General features: G+C 60.3%; 15 protein-coding genes and 1 pseudogene. All 16 read left to right on the forward strand.

Annotated features, from left to right (window positions below; genetic code table 11):
* Nucleotides 1-269: pseudogene (locus tag CGA21_RS15555) on the forward strand (urocanate hydratase); the annotation flags it as partial.
* A gap of 169 nt (nucleotides 270-438) precedes the next feature.
* Nucleotides 439-1,911, forward strand: coding sequence for a purine-cytosine permease family protein (locus tag CGA21_RS15560; RefSeq protein WP_188264543.1), 1,473 nt, complete (start codon nucleotides 439-441; stop codon nucleotides 1,909-1,911).
* 69 nt (nucleotides 1,912-1,980) lie between these two features.
* A complete protein-coding gene (locus tag CGA21_RS15565) occupies nucleotides 1,981-2,949 on the forward strand; it encodes an ABC transporter substrate-binding protein (RefSeq protein ID WP_020798508.1) in 969 nt (322 codons plus the stop codon).
* 70 nt (nucleotides 2,950-3,019) lie between these two features.
* Nucleotides 3,020-3,871 carry an ABC transporter permease gene (locus tag CGA21_RS15570; protein ID WP_110755251.1) on the forward strand — a complete coding sequence of 284 codons (852 nt, stop codon included), beginning with the start codon at nucleotides 3,020-3,022 and terminating at the stop codon, nucleotides 3,869-3,871.
* Entirely contained in the window at nucleotides 3,868-4,698 is an 831-nt protein-coding gene (locus tag CGA21_RS15575) for a glycine betaine/L-proline ABC transporter ATP-binding protein (RefSeq protein WP_110755250.1), read from the forward strand. Before CGA21_RS15570 ends, CGA21_RS15575 begins: the two co-directional genes overlap by 4 nt.
* Nucleotides 4,699-4,882: 184 nt before the next feature.
* Nucleotides 4,883-6,406 carry a histidine ammonia-lyase gene (hutH, locus tag CGA21_RS15580; RefSeq protein ID WP_110755249.1) on the forward strand — a complete coding sequence of 508 codons (1,524 nt, stop codon included), beginning with the start codon at nucleotides 4,883-4,885 and terminating at the stop codon, nucleotides 6,404-6,406.
* Between the two features lie 118 nt (nucleotides 6,407-6,524).
* Nucleotides 6,525-8,057 (forward strand): histidine ammonia-lyase, encoded by a 1,533-nt coding sequence (hutH, locus tag CGA21_RS15585; RefSeq protein WP_179057042.1) that lies wholly within the window; start codon nucleotides 6,525-6,527, stop codon nucleotides 8,055-8,057.
* A 125-nt stretch (nucleotides 8,058-8,182) separates the two neighbouring features.
* Nucleotides 8,183-9,388, forward strand: coding sequence for an imidazolonepropionase (gene hutI, locus CGA21_RS15590; protein ID WP_110755247.1), 1,206 nt, complete (start codon nucleotides 8,183-8,185; stop codon nucleotides 9,386-9,388).
* A gap of 10 nt (nucleotides 9,389-9,398) precedes the next feature.
* Nucleotides 9,399-10,202 carry an N-formylglutamate deformylase gene (hutG, locus tag CGA21_RS15595; protein WP_188264544.1) on the forward strand — a complete coding sequence of 268 codons (804 nt, stop codon included), beginning with the start codon at nucleotides 9,399-9,401 and terminating at the stop codon, nucleotides 10,200-10,202.
* A gap of 221 nt (nucleotides 10,203-10,423) precedes the next feature.
* Nucleotides 10,424-11,395, forward strand: coding sequence for a prolyl aminopeptidase (pip, locus tag CGA21_RS15600; protein ID WP_188264545.1), 972 nt, complete (start codon nucleotides 10,424-10,426; stop codon nucleotides 11,393-11,395).
* Nucleotides 11,392-11,829: a D-aminoacyl-tRNA deacylase gene (gene dtd / locus CGA21_RS15605; protein WP_188264546.1), complete on the forward strand. Its 438-nt coding sequence runs from the start codon at nucleotides 11,392-11,394 to the stop codon at nucleotides 11,827-11,829. Before pip ends, dtd begins: the two co-directional genes overlap by 4 nt.
* Nucleotides 11,830-12,149: 320 nt before the next feature.
* Nucleotides 12,150-13,967 carry a glucan biosynthesis protein G gene (locus CGA21_RS15610; protein WP_110755244.1) on the forward strand — a complete coding sequence of 606 codons (1,818 nt, stop codon included), beginning with the start codon at nucleotides 12,150-12,152 and terminating at the stop codon, nucleotides 13,965-13,967.
* The gene (gene mdoH / locus CGA21_RS15615; protein WP_110755243.1) at nucleotides 13,960-16,530 is read left to right on the forward strand and encodes a glucans biosynthesis glucosyltransferase MdoH; all 2,571 of its coding nucleotides are present in this window, start codon (nucleotides 13,960-13,962) and stop codon (nucleotides 16,528-16,530) included. The genes CGA21_RS15610 and mdoH overlap by 8 nt, the downstream gene beginning before the upstream one ends.
* A 242-nt stretch (nucleotides 16,531-16,772) precedes the next feature.
* The gene (locus CGA21_RS15620; RefSeq protein WP_110754762.1) at nucleotides 16,773-17,570 is read left to right on the forward strand and encodes a transporter substrate-binding domain-containing protein; all 798 of its coding nucleotides are present in this window, start codon (nucleotides 16,773-16,775) and stop codon (nucleotides 17,568-17,570) included.
* 154 nt (nucleotides 17,571-17,724) lie between these two features.
* On the forward strand, nucleotides 17,725-18,684 hold the full coding sequence (locus CGA21_RS15625) for an amino acid ABC transporter permease (protein ID WP_110754764.1): 960 nt from the start codon (nucleotides 17,725-17,727) through the stop codon (nucleotides 18,682-18,684).
* Entirely contained in the window at nucleotides 18,677-19,411 is a 735-nt protein-coding gene (locus tag CGA21_RS15630) for an amino acid ABC transporter ATP-binding protein (protein WP_188264547.1), read from the forward strand. Before CGA21_RS15625 ends, CGA21_RS15630 begins: the two co-directional genes overlap by 8 nt.
* The last annotated feature ends 54 nt before the right edge of the window (nucleotides 19,412-19,465 follow it).

Genomic DNA, 19,465 nt, shown 5'->3' on the forward strand with positions numbered 1-19,465 from the left:
GGCCACTGCTCAACGCCCTGCTCAACACCGCGAGCGGCGCGACCTGGGTGTCCCTGCACCACGGCGGCGGCGTCGGCATGGGCTTCTCCCAGCACTCGGGCATGGTGATTGTCTGCGACGGTACTGACGAAGCGGCCGAGCGTATCGCGCGCGTTCTGCACAACGACCCGGCGACCGGCGTCATGCGTCACGCCGATGCCGGTTATCAGATCGCGATCGACTGCGCCAAGGAACAAGGGCTGAACCTGCCGATGATTACCGGTAAATAAAAATGCGGGCCGCCTGTAATGGGTGGCCCGACGCATAACCTGTAGGAGCTGCCGCAGGCTGCGATCTTTTGGCGTCATCAGTGACGCCGAAGATCAAAAGATCGCAGCCTGCGGCAGCTCCTACATAGAACAAAAACGACATCGACAAACAATCCACAGAGGTTGAACCATGGCTGTCAGCAGCGAGCGTGCAGGCAACAAACCGTTGATCGAGAAACGTTCGATCGACTACATCCCGGAAGCGGAAAGACACGGTCGTCTGTTTAGCCAGTTCACCCTGTGGATGGGTGCCAACCTGCAAATCACCGCGATTGTTACCGGAGCCTTGGCCGTGGTGCTCGGCGGTGATGTGTTCTGGTCGTTGATCGGTTTGCTGATCGGACAAGTGCTCGGCGGCGGCGTAATGGCGTTGCATGCCGCGCAAGGTCCCAAGCTTGGCCTGCCGCAGATGATCTCCAGCCGTGTGCAATTCGGAGTTTATGGCGCGGCCATCCCGATCGTGCTGGTCTGCCTTATGTACCTGGGCTTCACCGCCACGGGCACCGTGCTTTCCGGCCAGGCGCTGGGGCAGTTGTTTGGCGTCAGCGACAGCGTCGGGATCCTCATCTTCGCCAGTGTCATCGTGCTGGTCACTGTGCTCGGTTATCGGGTGATCCATTGGATCGGCCGTGTTGCCAGTGTCATTGGTGTGATTGCCTTTGTTTACCTGTTCAGCCGTCTGATGAGTCAGGTTGACGTTGGCGCACTGCTGGAAATTCGCCATTTCAGCTGGAGCAGCTTTCTGCTGGCCGTGTCGCTTGCGGCGTCCTGGCAAATCGCTTTCGGCCCCTACGTGGCTGACTATTCACGCTACTTGCCGAGCCAGACTTCCTCGGTGAAAACCTTTTTCGCCGCAGGCGCAGGTTCGGTGATTGGCGCACAAGTGGCGATGATTCTCGGTGTGTTTGCTGCTGCTTCGGCCAATGGACAATTCGCTGGCCACGAAGTCGCCTACATCGTTGGTTTGGGCGGTACCGGCGCCACCGCTGCGTTGCTGTATTTCAGCATTGCGTTTGGCAAGGTCACCATTTCCACGCTGAACTCCTACGGCAGCTTCATGTGCATCGCGACCATCATCAGCGGCTTCCGTGGTGACCTGAAGGTAACGCGCTTGCAGCGTCTAGCCTTCGTGCTAGTCATCGTCGGGGCTGCGACCTTGATGGCTTTGCTCGGCCAGCACTCGTTCCTCGGCGCGTTCAAGTCCTTCATCCTGTTCCTGCTGGCGTTCTTTACGCCATGGAGCGCGATCAACCTGGTGGACTACTACTGCATCACCCGCGAGCGCTATGACGTGCCGGCGCTGTCCGATCCGAATGGCCGCTACGGTCGTTGGAACACCCTTGGTATCAGCGTCTATGTTTTCGGTGTGCTGGTGCAGCTGCCGTTCATCGCCACCAAGTTCTATACCGGTCCGCTGGTGGATGCCCTTGGAGGGGTGGATATCTCCTGGATCATCGGTCTGGTGATCCCTGCAGCCCTGTACTACGTGTGTGCGAAAAAATGGCACGGCTCAGTGCCCGATCACCTGATTCTGCCGGTCGAGCAGGACAGCGTTGTAGAACCTATAACAAGCGGGGCCGGTCGTGCTGCGGCGCAGGCCTGATTGGACGTGGACAGGGCTGGATGCCTCTTGACTGCCGTAAGCCAATTCATGATTAGGAGCGTCATTACAATGAAATCGAACAAGACCCTGCTGACCACATTGCTTTCCATGGGCCTGCTGGCCAGTGCCGGCGCCACTCAGGCGGCGGGTTGGTGCGAGTCGGGCAAACCGGTGAAATTCGCCGGCCTGAACTGGGAAAGCGCCATGTTGCTGACCGACGTGATGCAAGTCGTGTTGGAAAAAGGCTACGACTGCAAGACCGACAGCCTGCCGGGCAACTCCATCACCATGGAAAACGCCCTGAGCAGCAACGATATCCAGGTGTTCGCCGAAGAGTGGGTCGGCCGCAGCGAGGTCTGGAACAAGGCCGAGAAGGCCGGCAAGGTCGTCGGGGTCGGCGCTCCGGTCGTCGGCGCGATCGAAGGCTGGTACGTGCCGCGCTACGTAATCGAAGGGGATGCCAAGCGCAAGCTGGAAGCCAAGGCTCCGGACCTGAAAAACATCGCTGACCTGGGCAAATACTCCGCCGTGTTCAAGGACGCTGAAGAGCCATCCAAAGGGCGTTTCTACAACTGCCCGGCCGGCTGGACCTGTGAGCTGGACAACAGCGAAATGCTCAAGAGCTACGGCCTGGAAAGCACCTACACCAACTTCCGCCCAGGCACCGGCCCGGCGCTGGATGCCGCCGTACTGTCGAGCTACAAGCGCGGCGAGCCGATCCTGTTCTACTACTGGTCGCCGACGCCATTGATGGGCCAGGTCGACGTAGTGAAGCTCGAAGAGAAACCCGGTGTGAACAAGACCGTGACCATCAAGGTCGGCTTGTCCAAGACTTTCCACGACGAAGCGCCGGAACTGGTGGCCGTGCTGGACAAGGTCAACATTCCGATCGACCTGCTGAACCAGAACCTGGGCCGCATGACCAAAGAGCGGATCGAGTCGCCAAAACTGGCCAAGATCTTCTTGAAGGAACATCCTGAAGTCTGGCACGCCTGGGTAAGTGAAGACGCAGCCAAGAAAATCGACGCGGCCTTGTAGGTTGGGCTTCTCCGGCAGTCGGTAACGGCTGTCGGATGCTTGATCGCAACCCCTTGATTGAGAGTCTCTTATGTTTCCCGAAAGCTTTACCTTTTCCATCGCCGACTGGGTCAACGGTTGGGTCGATTCGCTGGTCACCAACTACGGCGATGTGTTCCGCAGCATCTCCGACACCCTGTTGTGGGCCATCGTCAATCTTGAAGGGCTGCTGCGTGCGGCGCCCTGGTGGCTGATGCTGGCAATCGTGGCGGGCGTTGCCTGGCATGCCACTCGCAAAGTCGTGACCACCGGCGTGATCGTCGGCTTGCTGTTCCTGGTGGGCGCGGTTGGCCTCTGGGACAAGCTGATGCAGACCCTGGCACTGATGATGGTGGCCACGGTTATTTCGGTGCTGATCGGCATCCCGTTGGGCATCCTCTCGGCGCGCAGCAATCGCCTGCGTTCGGTGCTGATGCCGTTGCTGGACATCATGCAGACCATGCCGAGCTTCGTGTACCTGATCCCGGTGCTGATGCTGTTCGGCCTGGGCAAGGTTCCGGCGATTTTCGCGACCGTGATCTACGCCGCGCCACCGCTGATCCGTTTGACCGACCTGGGCATTCGCCAGGTTGACGGCGAGGTGATGGAAGCCATCAACGCCTTCGGTGCCAACCGTTGGCAGCAACTGTTCGGCGTGCAACTGCCGCTGGCCCTGCCGAGCATCATGGCCGGGATCAACCAGACCACCATGATGGCCCTGTCGATGGTGGTGATCGCCTCGATGATCGGTGCCCGTGGCTTGGGCGAAGACGTGTTGGTGGGGATTCAGACCCTCAACGTCGGACGCGGCCTGGAAGCCGGTCTGGCGATCGTGATTCTGGCAGTGGTGATCGACCGCATTACACAAGCGTACGGTCGCGCACGGCATGAGGTGAGCAAATGAACAACGCAACCGTGAGCAAGATTGAAGTCAAGAATGTCTTCAAGATTTTCGGCAACCGTGCCAAGGATGCCTTGGCGATGGTTGGCCAGGGTAAGACCAAGGATCAGGTGCTGGCCGAAACCGGCTGCGTGGTCGGGGTAAACGATTTGTCCCTGAGCATCGGCAGCGGCGAGATTTTCGTGATCATGGGCCTGTCCGGTTCCGGCAAATCCACCTTGGTGCGCCACTTCAATCGCCTGATCGACCCGACCAGCGGCGCAATCCTGGTGGATGGTGTGGACATCCTGCAATACGACATGGAAGCCCTGCGCGAATTTCGCCGGCGCAAGATCAGCATGGTGTTCCAGAGTTTCGGCCTGCTGCCGCACAAGACCGTACTGGACAACGTCGCCTATGGCTTGAAGATCCGTGGCGAGAGCAAGCAGATGTGCGCCGAGCGCGCGCTGCACTGGATCAACACCGTGGGCCTCAAGGGCTACGAAAACAAATACCCGCACCAGCTCTCTGGCGGCATGCGTCAACGTGTGGGTTTGGCCCGTGCTTTGGCGGCGGACACCGATATCATCCTGATGGACGAAGCCTTCAGTGCCCTCGACCCGCTGATCCGCGCCGAGATGCAGGACCAGTTGCTGGAACTGCAAAAGACCCTGCACAAGACCATCGTCTTCATCACCCACGACCTCGATGAAGCCGTGCGCATCGGCAACCGCATCGCGATCCTCAAGGACGGCCGCCTGATCCAGGTCGGCACGCCGCGAGAGATCCTGCATTCGCCAGCGGATGAGTATGTCGACCGGTTCGTGCAGCGACGGGCGGCGGTGGTGTAAACAGCACCGCTTTTGTGGCGAGGGGATTTATCCCCGTTCGGCTGCGTAGCAGTCGTAAAGCCATTAGACGCGGTATGCCTGAGAAACTCTGGTGGCATGTTTTGGGGCCGCTTCGCTGCCCAACGGGGATAAATCCCCTCGCCACAGAGTTTCATTAGTCAAAAGAGTTTGTATGAGGTTAATGATGTCCCAGGCTGAAAAAATCGTTATCGCCGATGCCCCGTTGCGTTGGCAGGATGTGGTTGCCGTAGCCCGCCATGGCGCACAGCTTGAGCTGTCGGAGCAGGCCTGGGCTCGCATCGAAAATGCCCAGGCGATCGTCCAGCGCATCGTCTCCAGCGGCGAACGCGCCTATGGCGTGAATACCGGGCTGGGCGCTTTGTGCAACGTTTCGCTCAAAGACGAACAACTCAGCCAACTGTCGCGCAATACCTTGCTCAGTCACGCCTGTGGCGTGGGTGCTCCACTGGCCGACGAACAGACTCGCGCGATCATGTGCGCGGCGATCCGTAACTATTCCCACGGCAAATCCGGCATTCATCGCCGAGTGGTCGAAGCCTTGCTGGCGTTGCTCAATCGCGGCATCACTCCGCAAGTGCCGTCTCAGGGTTCGGTCGGCTACCTGACCCACATGGCCCACATCAGCATCGCCCTGCTGGGTGTCGGCAACGTCAGCTATCGCGGGCAAGTCGTGTCGGCGCAACAAGCGTTGGCCGAAGAGGGCTTGCAACCGGTTCAACTCGGCGCCAAGGACGGGCTGTGCTTGGTCAACGGTACGCCGTGCATGAGCGGCCTCAGTTGCCTGGCCATTGCCGACGCCACGCGACTGCTGCAATGGGCCGATGTGATCAGCGCCATGAGCTTCGAGGCCCAGCGTGGCCAGATTGCAGCGTTCGATGCCGAGATCATCGCCCTCAAGCCGCATCCGGGCATGCAACAGGTCGGGATCAATTTGCGGGCGCTGCTCGATGGCAGTGAAGTGATTGCCCAAAGCAAAGGCATTCGTACGCAGGATGCATTGAGTATCCGCTCGATTCCGCAAGTGCACGGCGCCGCTCGCGATCAGCTTGAGCACGCGATCAAGCAAATCGAAACCGAACTCAACGGCTGCACGGATAACCCGTTGTTGCTGGGTACACCGGACAACTTCCGCGTCATGTCCCAGGCCAATCCCCACGGCCAGTCCGTGGCAATGGCGGCGGACCTGCTGGCGATTGCCATGGCCGAAATCGGCTCCATCGCCGAGCGGCGCCTGGACCGTTTGATCAACCCGCACGTCAGCGGCTTGCCGGCGTTCCTGGTGGCCAACCCGGGGGTGAACTCCGGGATGATGATCGTGCAGTACGTCGCCGCGTCGCTGTGTGCGGAAAATCGCCAACTGGCGCAACCGGCGGTGCTCGACAACTACGTCACCTCCGGCTTGCAGGAAGACCACCTGAGCATGGGCACCAACGCCGCATTGAAGCTGCACCGCGCGTTGGAAAACTGCACGCAGATTCTCGCCATCGAGTACTTGCTGGCGGCCCAGGCTTTCGAGTTCCTGAAAGAACAGCGTTTTGGTGCTGGCACCGATGCCGCGTGGCGCCTGCTGCGCGAACGCGTGCCGGCCTACGATCAGGACCGCTGGCTGGCGCCGGACATCGCCGCCGCTGCCGGCGTTTTGAAAGACCCGGCTTTGTTGCAAAAGGCTTTACCGAATCTGAACTGATTTCCATACCAAACCAGCGTGCCAAGGCGCCAGCCCTTTCAAAAAGAGGGAAGCGACGGACAACGGATCAATCCGGAGCGTCTGGTAGTTAATAACAAACTCTCAAAAGGAGCATGAAATGACTGCGCTTAACTTGATTCCTGGCCAACTGAGCCTTGCCCAATTGCGTGATGTTTATCAGCAACCGGTCAAAATCACCCTCGACCACAGCGCCGCGGCCCAGATCGAAGCCAGCGTCGCCTGCGTGGAGCAGATCCTCGCCGAAAACCGCACCGCTTACGGTATCAACACCGGTTTCGGCCTGCTGGCCTCGACCCGCATTGCCAGCGAAGACCTGGAAAACCTGCAGCGCTCGCTGGTGCTGTCCCACGCGGCTGGTGTTGGCGAGCCGATTAGCGACGCGCTGGTGCGTCTGGTCATGGTGCTCAAGGTCAACAGCCTGAGCCGTGGTTTCTCCGGCATTCGTCGTGTAGTGATCGACGCATTGATCGCCTTGATCAACGCTGAGGTCTACCCGCACATTCCGCTGAAAGGTTCGGTCGGTGCGTCCGGCGACCTGGCCCCGTTGGCGCACATGTCGCTGGTACTGCTGGGCGAAGGCAAGGCACGCTACAAAGGCGAGTGGATGGAAGCGAGGGAAGCGCTGAAAGTCGCAGGCCTGACTCCGCTGACCCTGGCTGCGAAAGAAGGCCTGGCGTTGCTCAATGGCACGCAAGTATCCACGGCATTCGCCTTGCGCGGTCTGTTTGAGGGTGAGGACTTGTTCGCCGGAGCCCTGGCTCTGGGCGGCCTGACCGTTGAAGCGGTCCTGGGTTCGCGCTCGCCATTCGACGCACGCATTCACGCCGCCCGTGGCCAGAAAGGCCAGATCGATGCCGCTGCCGCCTACCGCGACCTGCTGGGCGAGCGCAGTGAAGTCTCTGATTCTCACCAGAACTGCGAAAAGGTCCAGGACCCGTACTCCCTGCGCTGCCAGCCGCAAGTCATGGGCGCCTGCCTGACCCAGTTCCGCCAGGCTGCCGAAGTGCTGGCGATCGAAGCCAACGCCGTATCCGACAACCCGCTGGTGTTTGCCGCCGAAGGTGACGTGATTTCCGGCGGCAACTTCCACGCCGAACCGGTGGCCATGGCCGCTGACAACATGGCCTTGGCCATCGCTGAAATCGGCTCCCTGAGCGAGCGGCGCATTTCGTTGATGATGGACAAGCACATGTCGCAACTGCCGCCGTTCCTGGTGGCCAATGGCGGCGTCAATTCCGGCTTCATGATCGCCCAGGTGACCGCAGCGGCGCTGGCCAGCGAGAACAAGGCGCTGTCCCATCCGCACTCGGTGGACAGCCTGCCGACTTCCGCCAACCAGGAGGACCACGTGTCCATGGCTCCGGCCGCAGGCAAGCGTTTGTGGGAAATGGCCGAGAACACCCGTGGCATTCTGGCTGTGGAATGGCTGGCCGCCGCTCAGGGCCTGGACCTGCGCAATGGCCTGAAGACGTCGCCGAAGCTGGAAAAGGCTCGGGCCATCCTGCGTAAGGAAGTGCCGTTCTATGAGAAGGACCGCTTCTTTGCGCCGGACATCAATGCGGCGACTGAGTTATTGGCTTCGCGTTGCTTGAATGAATTGGTCGCGGCGAAGTTGCTGCCTAGCCTCTAACCCGCCCCCAACCGATCGTTCCCACGCTCCGCGTGGAATGCAGCCCGGGACGCTCCGCGTCCCAAGAGCGTCCATTGAGGCATTCCCACGCAGAGCGTGGAGCGATCAACCATCGGAGGAACCGAATGAAAACCCTCTGGCAACACTGCCACGTCGCAACCATGGCCCAGGGCGTGTACTCGATCATCGAGGATGCGGCCATCGTGACGTCCGGTGCACTCATCGAATGGGTCGGCCCGCGCAGCGAACTGCCGTCCGGCGAGTACCCGGTGGTCAATGATTTGAATGGGGCCTGGGTCACGCCGGGCCTGATCGACTGCCACACCCACACGGTGTTCGGCGGCAACCGCAGCGGTGAATTCGAGCAGCGTCTGCAAGGCGTCAGCTACGCGCAAATCGCCGCAAGCGGCGGGGGTATCGCCAGCACCGTGCGTGCCACTCGCGCAGCCAGTGAAGATGAACTGTTCGCCAGCGCCGCCAAGCGCCTGAAAAGCCTGATGCGCGACGGTGTCACCAGCATCGAAATCAAATCCGGGTACGGCCTGGACCTGGCCAACGAACGCAAGATGCTGCGGGTCGCCCGTCGCCTCGGTGCCGAACTGCCGGTCAGCGTACGCAGCACCTGCCTGGCGGCTCACGCCTTGCCGCCGGAGTACACCGATCGCGCCGACGACTACATCGATCACATCTGCAGCGAAATGCTCCCGGCCCTGGCCGCCGAAGGGCTGGTGGACGCGGTGGACGCCTTTTGCGAATACCTGGCGTTTTCCCCTGCCCAGGTTGAGCGCGTATTCGTCACTGCTCGGGAACTGGGCTTGCCGGTGAAGCTGCACGCCGAGCAGCTCTCGTCCCTGCATGGATCGAGCCTCGCGGCGCGTTACCACGCACTGTCGGCCGACCACCTGGAATTCATGACAGAAGACGACGCCATCGCCATGGCCAAGTCCGGCACAGTGGCCGTGTTACTGCCCGGCGCTTTCTATTTCCTGCGCGAGACCCAATTGCCACCGATGGAGGCCTTGCGCAAACACGGGGTGAAAATCGCCATCGCCAGCGACCTCAACCCCGGCACCTCTCCGGCGCTGTCGTTGCGGCTGATGTTGAACATGGCCTGCACCTGTTTCCGCATGACCCCGGAAGAGGCCCTGGCGGGCGCGACGATTCATGCCGCGACGGCATTGGGCATGGCCGCTACCCACGGTTCGCTGGAGGCGGGCAAGGTAGCCGATTTTGTTGCCTGGCAAATCGATCGTCCGGCCGACCTGTGCTACTGGCTGGGCGGCGACCTGGAAAAACGCGTCGTGCGTCACGGCGTCGAAACAAGTCTGTAGGAGAGCAGTTGTGGATAAGGTTCTGAACTTCAAACAAGGCCGCGTGCCGCTGCTGATCAGCATGCCCCACGCCGGTGTGCGCCTGACCCCCGCGGTCGAAGCCGGGTTGATCCCCGCCGCGAAAAGCCTGCCGGACACCGATTGGCACATCCCGCAGCTGTACGATTTCGCCGCCGAACTGGGTGCCAGTACCCTGGCCGCCGAATACTCGCGGTTTGTCATCGACCTGAACCGGCCATCCGACGACAAGCCTTTGTATGTCGGCGCCACCACCGGTCTGTACCCGGCGACACTGTTCGACGGTATTGCGTTGTTCCATGAGGGAATGGAGCCTTCGAAAGAAGAGCGCGCGACCTATCTGGAGCAGATCTGGACGCCATACCACAGCACCTTGCACAACGAGCTGGCGCGATTGAAAGCCGAGTTCGGCTACGCGCTGTTGTTCGATGCCCACTCGATCCGCTCGATCATCCCGCACCTGTTCGACGGCAAACTGCCGGATTTCAACCTCGGCACCTTTAACGGCGCCAGTTGCGATCCACAGCTTGCAACTCAACTGGAAGCGATCTGCGCGGGGCATCCGGACTACAGCCATGTGCTGAATGGGCGCTTCAAGGGCGGACACATCACCCGTCACTACGGCAATCCGGCGCAAAACATTCATGCCGTGCAACTGGAGCTGGGCCAGTGCACCTATATGGAAGAGTTCGAGCCGTTCCGTTATCGACCAGACCTGGCAGAGCCGACCCGCGTGGTTTTGAAGGAATTGCTGCAAGGCCTGCTGGCCTGGGGCGAAAAGCATTACAACGCGTAACCTTGTGGGAGCGAGCCTGCTCGCGAATGCGGTGGGTCAGTCAACATGGATAGCGCCTGACACGCCCTCTTCGCGAGCAGGCTCGCTCCCACAGGTTTTCCGGCGGCCAATTTACAATCCAGCAAGTGCATGCTCATTGACGTAAATCGGGTTTATGATGCCCAACGGCAGAATAATAGAAGTCCCCCCAGGGATGACCTCGACCCCTTACGGAGTGCGCAATGCAGACTTTGTACCCGCAGATCAAACCCCACGCCCGGCACGATCTGGCCGTCGACGAGACCCACACGCTGTATGTCGACGAAAGCGGTTCACCGCAAGGTTTGCCAGTGGTGTTCATTCACGGCGGCCCCGGCGCCGGGTGTGACGCGGCGAGCCGATGCTACTTCGATCCAAACCTGTACCGCATCGTCACCTTCGACCAACGCGGTTGCGGTCGCTCCACCCCCCATGCCAGCCTCGAAAACAACACCACCTGGGACCTGGTCGCCGACCTTGAGCGAATCCGCGAGCACCTGGGCATCGACAAGTGGGTGCTGTTCGGCGGCTCCTGGGGGTCGACCCTGGCGCTGGCCTATGCACAAGCTCATCCGGAGCGCGTGCACGGCTTGATCCTGCGCGGGATTTTCCTGTGCCGCCCACAGGAAATCGAATGGTTCTATCAAGCGGGCGCCAGCCGTCTGTTTCCCGATTACTGGCAGGACTACGTTGCGCCGATCCCGATGGACGAGCGCGGCGATTTGCTCAACGCCTTCCATAAACGACTCACCGGCAACGATCAGATCGCCCAGATGCACGCCGCCAAAGCCTGGTCCACATGGGAAGGCCGGACCGCGACGCTGCGTCCGAACCCGCTGGTGGTCGATCGTTTCTCCGAACCGCAACGCGCGTTGTCCATCGCCCGCATCGAATGCCACTACTTCACCAATAATGCTTTCCTGGAACCCAATCAGCTGATTCGCGACATGGGCAAGATCGCCCACTTGCCTGGCGTGATCGTCCATGGCCGCTATGACGTGATCTGCCCCTTGGATAACGCCTGGGAACTGCACCAGGCCTGGCCCAACAGCGAATTGCAGATCATCCGGGATGCGGGCCATGCCGCCGCCGAACCGGGGATTACCGATGCATTGGTGCGCGCTGCCGATCGAATGGCCCGGCGCTTGCTCGACCTGTCGCCTGAAGAAGCATGAAGGGCCTGCTGCAACGCGTGCGCGGCGCGCGAGTCGAGGTCGCGGGGGAAGTGGTTGGCGCGGTCGACCAGGGCTTGCTGGTGCTGGTAGCCGTCGAGCCGGACGACACGCGGACCAGCGCCGACAAACTTCTCAATAAGCTGCTTAACTATCGTGTGTTCAGCGACGCTGAGGGCAAGATGAACCTGTCCTTGGCGGATGTGGGTGGCGGGTTGTTGCTGGTCTCGCAGTTCACCCTGGCCGCCGACACCAAGAGCGGGCTGCGACCGAGCTTCTCGACCGCGGCCCCCCCGGCCTTGGGCGAGGAGCTTTTCGGCTATCTATTAAGCAAAGCGAAACAGGTGCATGGCACTGTGGCATCAGGTAGATTCGGCGCGGATATGCAGGTGCACCTGGTCAATGATGGCCCGGTTACCTTCCTGTTACAGACCTGAAAGCGCTTGAAACATCTTTTTAAGCGCTTTTCGGTCGAAAACAGGCGTTTATCCCAATAAATACTTTGTTACCCCTGATGCGTTGTAACGCGGCCTACTAGATAATCGCGCGCTACGGGGATCAGCGTTCGTTGGTCCATTTTGACTTAGGTAGAGACTTGTCCGGATCCGATTGGGGAATCATTTTGCCCCAGCGGAGTCGGAACAATGCTCGCCAACTTGGCAAGAGTGGTCTGCAGGGTCGGCTTTTTCGTGCCGGATACCTGCTGGCCCTTTAACTGGCCGTTGGTTTTTTGATCTGTTTTCGGCGAGGGTTGCTCGTGATTGTTAGTCCCTGTAACGCACCAAAATTGACTGCCAAACGGTTTCGTAGCGCATTGGTAGCGGGCTCGGCACTGCTGTGCCTGCTCAGCGCCGGCCAGCTTTGGGCATTCAGTCTGGATGATGTATCGGTCAAGGCAAAAGAGCTGGCCGGGCAAAAGTACGAAGCTCCGCGCAGTAACCTGCCGAACGAATTTCGCGAGATGAAATTCGCCGATTATCAGAAAATTCGCTTCCTGACTGAAAAAGCCGAATGGGCCGATCAGAAGACACCGTTCAAGCTGTCGTTCTATCACCAGGGCATGCATTTCGATACGCCGGTGAAAATCAACGAAATCACGGCGAACACCGTCGAAGAGATCAAGTACGACCCGAGTCGTTTCGATTTCGGCGACGTCAAGTTCGATCCTAAGGCCACCGAGCAGCTGGGCTACGCCGGTTTCCGCGTCCTGTACCCGGTCAACAAGGCTGACAAGCAGGACGAAATCATGACCATGCTGGGCGCGAGCTACTTCCGCGTGGTCGGCAAGGGGCACGTCTACGGCTTGTCCGCTCGCGGCATGGCGATCGATACCGCACTGCCGTCCGGCGAAGAGTTCCCGCGTTTTCGCGAGTTCTGGATTCAACAGCCGAAACCGGGCGACAAGCACCTGGTGATCTTCGCCCTGCTGGATTCGCCACGGGCGACCGGCGCCTACCGCCTGACCCTGCGTCCGGGCAGCGACACCATTGTCGACGTCAAGGCGCAGATGTTCCTGCGCGACAAAGTCGGCAAACTGGGCATCGCGCCATTGACCAGCATGTTCCTGTTCGGTGCCAACCAGCCATCGAAAGTCCTCAACTACCGTCGTGAGCTGCACGATTCCAGCGGTCTGTCGATCCATGCCGGCAACGGCGAGTGGATCTGGCGTCCGCTGAACAACCCGAAACACCTGGCGGTGAGCAACTTCTCCGTCGAGAACCCACGTGGCTTCGGCTTGCTGCAACGTGGTCGTGATTTCAGCCACTACGAAGACCTCGACGACCGCTACGATAAGCGACCAAGCGCCTGGATCGAACCGAAGGGCGATTGGGGCAAGGGCACCGTCGATCTGGTCGAGATTCCGACCGCCGACGAAACCAACGACAATATCGTGGCGTTCTGGAGCCCGGAAAAGATGCCGGAGCCAGGCCAGCCGCTGGACTTCGCTTATCGCATGCACTGGACCATGGACGAAGCGGCGCTGCACGCACCGGACAGTGCCTGGGTCAGTCAGACCCTCAAATCCACCGGTGACGTCAAGCAGTCCAACCTGATTCGTCAGCCGGACGGCAGCGTTGCCTATCTGGTGGACTTCGAAGGTCCGTCCCTGGCGGCTTTGGCCCCGGATACGGATGTGCGCAGCCAGGTCAGCGTCGGCGAAAACGCCGAACTGGTCGAGAACAGCGTGCGCTACAACCCTGAAACCAAGGGCTGGCGCCTGACTCTTCGGATGAAGATCAAGGACCCGGGCAAGTCCACCGAGATGCGTGCTGCACTGGTGCAGAACATCGTGCCTGCCGATCTGGCCAAGACTTCGATTCCAGCATCCACTTCTTCCGTTGCCAAGGCCGACAAAGTTGCCGCCAAGCAAGCGGAGAAAGCAGACAAGGAAGCGAAGGCCGCCGAGGCCAAGCAGGCCGAAGCCAAGCCAGTCGCAGATGCCAAGGACAAGGCGAACAACAATGACGCCAAGCAGCCTGCTGCTGCCGACGCGGTCCCAGCCACACCGGAATCGGCATCGACTGAAGAAGTCCTGACCGAGACCTGGAGCTACCAGTTGCCTGCCGATGAGTAATTCTCAAGTACAGCCAGAGACTCTATCCGAGTATCTGGCACATCTGCCGATGACCGACCAGCAGCGCGCGGAACTCGCGGGCTGCAAGTCCTTCAGCGAATTGCACGAGCGTTTGTCGTCTTCGACATTTGATGCCCCGACCGAGGCCGCCCAGGCATCGGTTGGCAAGCGCCTGACCCTGAGCACCGCTGAAGAGTTGCAGGACGCTGAAATGCTGGCGCTCGACGCCAGCGGGCGCGTCTGCCTGAAGGCGACCCCGCCGATTCGTCGGACCAAGGTCGTGCCAGAGCCATGGCGTACCAATATCCTGGTGCGCGGCTGGCGACGTCTAACCGGTCGCACCAACCCGCCGAAACCGCCTAAAGACGAGAATGTGCTGCCGGCGGCGCGCTGGCGCACGGTCGGTTCGATCCGTCGCTACATTCTGTTGGTCCTGATGCTCGGACAAACCATCGTCGCCGGCTGGTACATGAAAGGCATCATGCCGTACCAGGGCTGGTCGTTCGTCGACCTTGATGAAGTCCTGCACCAACCGCTGTTGCAAACCGCCACGCAAGTGCTGCCGTATGCATTGCAGACCAGCATCCTGATCTTGTTCGGGATTTTGTTCTGCTGGGTCTCGGCCGGTTTCTGGACCGCGCTGATGGGCTTTCTCGAGCTGCTCACTGGTCACGATAAATACCGTATCTCCGGCAAAAGCGCTGGCAACGAGCCGATTCCGAAGGATGCGCGCACCGCACTGGTGATGCCGATCTGTAACGAAGACGTGCCTCGGGTATTCGCCGGCCTGCGTGCAACGTTCGAGTCGGTCGCCGCCACAGGTGACCTGGATCGCTTTGATTTCTTCGTGCTCAGTGACAGTAACGACGCCGATATATGCGTCGCCGAACAGCAAGCCTGGCTGGACGTCTGCCGCGAAGCCGGTGGCTTCGGCAAGATCTTCTATCGTCGCCGCCGTCGTCGTGTGAAACGTAAAAGCGGCAACCTCGATGACTTCTGCCGTCGCTGGGGGGGTGACTACAAGTACATGGTCGTGCTCGATGCTGACTCCGTGATGAGCGGCGAGTGCCTGACCAGTCTGGTACGCCTGATGGAAGCCACGCCGGACGCCGGGATCATCCAGACCGCGCCACGTGCGTCGGGCATGGACACCCTGTATGCGCGCATGCAGCAGTTCGCTACCCGTGTGTACGGTCCACTGTTCACCGCTGGCCTGCACTTCTGGCAGTTGGGCGAATCCCACTACTGGGGCCACAACGCGATCATCCGCATGAAGCCGTTCATCGAGCACTGCGCCCTGGCGCCGTTGCCGGGCAAAGGTGCATTTGCCGGTGCGATCCTGTCCCACGACTTCGTCGAAGCCGCGCTGATGCGCCGTGCGGGTTGGGGCGTGTGGATTGCCTATGACTTGCCGGGCAGCTATGAAGAATTGCCGCCGAACCTGCTGGACGAACTCAAGCGTGACCGTCGCTGGTGCCACGGTAACCTGATGAACTTCCGCCTGTTCCTGGTCAAGGGCATGCACCCGGTGCACCGCGCCGTGTTCCTGACCGGCGTGATGTCTTACTTGTCGGCGCCACTGTGGTTCTTCTTCCTGGTGTTGTCGACGGCGCTGCTGGCGGTCAATACGTTGATGGAGCCGCAATACTTCCTCGAACCGCGCCAGCTCTATCCGCTGTGGCCACAATGGCATCCGGACAAGGCGATTGCGCTATTCTCGACCACCATCGTGCTGCTGTTCCTGCCGAAGCTATTGAGCATCATCCTGATCTGGGCCAAGGGCGCGAAAGAGTTCGGTGGCAAGTTCAAGGTCACGCTGTCGATGCTGCTGGAGATGTTGTTCTCCATGCTGCTGGCGCCGGTGCGGATGATTTTCCACACCCGTTTCGTGCTCGCCGCATTCCTCGGCTGGGCCGCGACCTGGAATTCGCCGCAGCGTGACGACGACTCCACACCCTGGAGCGAAGCGGTCAAGCGCCACGGTCCGCAGACCTTGCTGGGTTTCTTCTGGGCACTGCTGGTGATCTGGCTGAACCCAAGCTTCCTGTGGTGGTTGGTGCCGATCGTCGGTTCGCTGATGTTGTCGATCCCGGTGTCGGTGATTTCAAGCCGCGTCGGCCTGGGTCTCAAGTCCCGTGACGAGAGCCTGTTCCTGATTCCGGAGGAATACAATCCACCGCAGGCGTTGCTGGCGACTGACCAGTACACTCATGAAAACCGTTATCACGCGCTCAAGGAAGGCTTCATCCGCGCGGTGGTCGATCCACAGCAGAACGCCCTGGCGTGTGCGCTGGCGACCTCGCGGCACCGTGAGGCCGAGCCGATCGAATGGCTGCGGGTCGAGCGGGTGCGGCACGCGATGAAAGTCGGGCCTGAAGGCCTGACCAACAATGAGCGGGTACAGCTGCTGAGCGACCCGGTGGCATTGGCTCGCTTGCATGAGCAGGTGTGGAGCGAAGGTCACCCCGGGTGGTTGGGTGCGTGGCGCAAGTCGGTCCAGGCCGACCCCCATGCACCGCTGTTGCCGCTCCAGCCGCTGAGCGCCCAGCCTCAGTTGGCGTAACAAAAAAAACCCGCGAAAGCGGGTTTTTTATTGATCGTTGGGACGCGGAGCGTCCCTGGCTGCGTTCCCACGCAGAGCGTGGGAACGATCAATTACCCAAAAAACTTGTGCAATTGGACAGGTGCGTTAGCATCCCTCCCCGAATTGGTGCGCCCGGACCGTTTTGTGTCCGTATCTATCGGTTTTCTCAGGAAAAACTGTCGATTTCGTGCCGCAAACGCAATGGTTTTGGGGACTTGAAGATGAAGAAGTATCTGTCGATGCTGCTGGTCAGCGTCATGGCATTGGTTGCAGTCAGCGCGGCGCAGGCCGGTGCCATTGATGACGCGGTCAAGCGCGGCACGTTGAAAGTCGGCATGGACCCGACTTACATGCCGTTCGAAATGACCAACAAGCGCGGCGAGATCATCGGTTTCGAAGTCGACATCCTCAAAGCCATGTCCAAGGCCATGGGCGTCAAGCTGGAGCTGGTGTCCACCGGCTACGACGGCATCATCCCGGCCCTGCTGACCGACAAGTTCGACATGATCGGCAGTGGCATGACCCTGACCCAGGAGCGCAACCTGCGCCTGAACTTCAGTGAACCGTTTATCGTGGTCGGCCAGACCCTGCTGATCCGCAAGGAGCTGGAAGGCACCATCAAGTCCTACAAAGACCTGAACACCGCCGACTACCGCATCACCTCCAAGCTCGGCACCACCGGCGAGATGGTCGCCAAAAAGCTGATTGCCAAAGCCAAGTACCACGGCTACGACAACGAACAGGAAGCTGTGCTCGACGTGGTCAATGGCAAGGCCGACGCCTTTATCTACGACGCCCCTTACAACGTTGTGGCGGTGAACAAGGTCGGCAACGGCAAGCTGGTGTTCCTCGACAAGCCGTTCACCTACGAGCCGCTGGCCTTCGGCCTGAAGAAGGGTGACTACGACAGCATCAACTTCATCAACAACTTCCTGCACCAGATCCACGAAGACGGCACCTACGATCGCATCCATGACAAGTGGTTCAAAGACACCGCTTGGCTCAAGGATATGGAGTAAGGCCTCAGACCGAGTCGCGTCAACGCCAGCAAGCCGGCTCCTACAGGATTAGCGTCGGACACACCTGTTGTATTCACCCAAATCAACTGTAGGAGCCGGCTTGCCGGCGATGGCGGCCTCCCTGGCGACACAGAATCCGGAACCTGCATACCCAATGAAACAGAAAAAAGCCCAATGGCCCTGGCACGTCCTGACCGTGCTGGTGCTGATCGGCCTGGCTGGCGCGTTGTATTACGCCACCTCGCTGATGTCGTACGAATGGCGCTGGAACCGCGTACCGCAGTACTTTGCCTACCACGCCGAAGAATCCCAGCGCGCCGCCGACATCTCCACCGTCAGCGAGTTAGTGCGCAAGGGCGATAAAGCTGAGGTCACGCTGCGCAATGACGCAGGGGACGAACAACATCTGACCGTCGACGAAAACAGCCTGCAAGTCGCCCAAGGCGATGATGTGGCCGAAGGCGATGTGATTGGTGTTACCCGCCACTGGGCCGCCGGACCGCTGTTGTGGGGCCTCTGGACCACGTTGTGGCTGTCGGTGGTGTCCGGCGTGCTCGGCCTGTTGATTGGCTTGGCGACGGGCCTGTGTCGGCTGTCGAATAACCCGACCCTGCGCGACCTCTCGACCATCTACGTCGAACTGGTGCGCGGTACACCGCTGTTGGTGCAGATTTTCATTTTCTACTTCTTCATCGGTACCGTAATGAACCTGTCCCGGGAATTCGCCGGGATCGCCGCGCTGTCGCTGTTCACCGGCGCCTACGTCGCAGAGATCATCCGCTCCGGCGTGCAGTCGATCGCCCGTGGCCAGAACGAAGCCGCGCGCTCGCTGGGCTTGAATGCTGGCCAGTCGATGCGTCATGTGGTGCTGCCGCAAGCGTTCAAGCGCGTACTGCCGCCGCTGGCCGGTCAGTTCATCAGTCTGGTGAAAGACACGTCGCTGGTGTCGGTGATCGCGATTACCGAACTGCTCAAAAGCGGTCGTGAAGTCATCACCACCTCGTTCTCGCCGTTCGAAATCCTGTTCTGCGTCGCCGGCCTGTACCTGTTGATCAACCTGCCGCTGTCGAAAATCGCCAGCAGGCTTGAGCGGAGGCTCGCGCAAAGTGATTGAAGTCCGCGATCTGGTAAAAATCTACGACACCCGCGGCCAAGTGGTGCGCGCGGTGGACAACGTCAGCACGACCGTCGCCAAGGGTGAAGTACTGGTGGTGATCGGTCCGTCCGGTTCCGGCAAGTCGACCTTCTTGCGTTGCCTTAATGGCCTGGAAGAGTTCGATTCCGGTTCAGTGAGCATCGACGGCCTGCAACTGGCCGATCCGAAAACCGACGTGAACGCCTACCGCCGTGAAGTTGGCATGGTATTCCAGCATTTCAACCTGTTCCCGCACATGACCGTGCTGGAAAACCTGTGCCTGGCGCAGAAAGTCGTGCGCAAGCGCGGCAAGAAGGAGCGCGAGGCCAAGGCCATGGTGCTGCTCGAAAAGGTCGGTATTGCACAGAAAGCCAACGAATTTCCGTCGCGGCTGTCCGGCGGCCAGCAACAGCGGGTAGCGATTGCCCGGGCGCTGGCGATGGAACCGAAGGTGATGCTATTCGACGAGCCGACCTCGGCGCTCGATCCGGAAATGGTTGGCGAAGTGCTGGATGTCATGAAGACGCTGGCTGTGGAAGGCATGACCATGGTCTGCGTGACCCACGAGATGGGCTTTGCGCGGGAAGTGGCGGATCGGGTGTTGTTCTTCGATCATGGCAAGTTGTTGGAAGACGCCTCGCCAGCGGAGTTCTTCGATGCTCCGAAGGATCCACGGGCGCAGGCGTTTTTACGCCAGGTGTTGTGAGCCGGTTTGATCTAGCGTTGTACGTCACGCAGCAAAACGCTTGGGCGCCTCCTG

The organism is Pseudomonas sp. PSB11 (assembly GCF_014596605.1).
Lineage (GTDB): Bacteria > Pseudomonadota > Gammaproteobacteria > Pseudomonadales > Pseudomonadaceae > Aquipseudomonas > Aquipseudomonas umsongensis.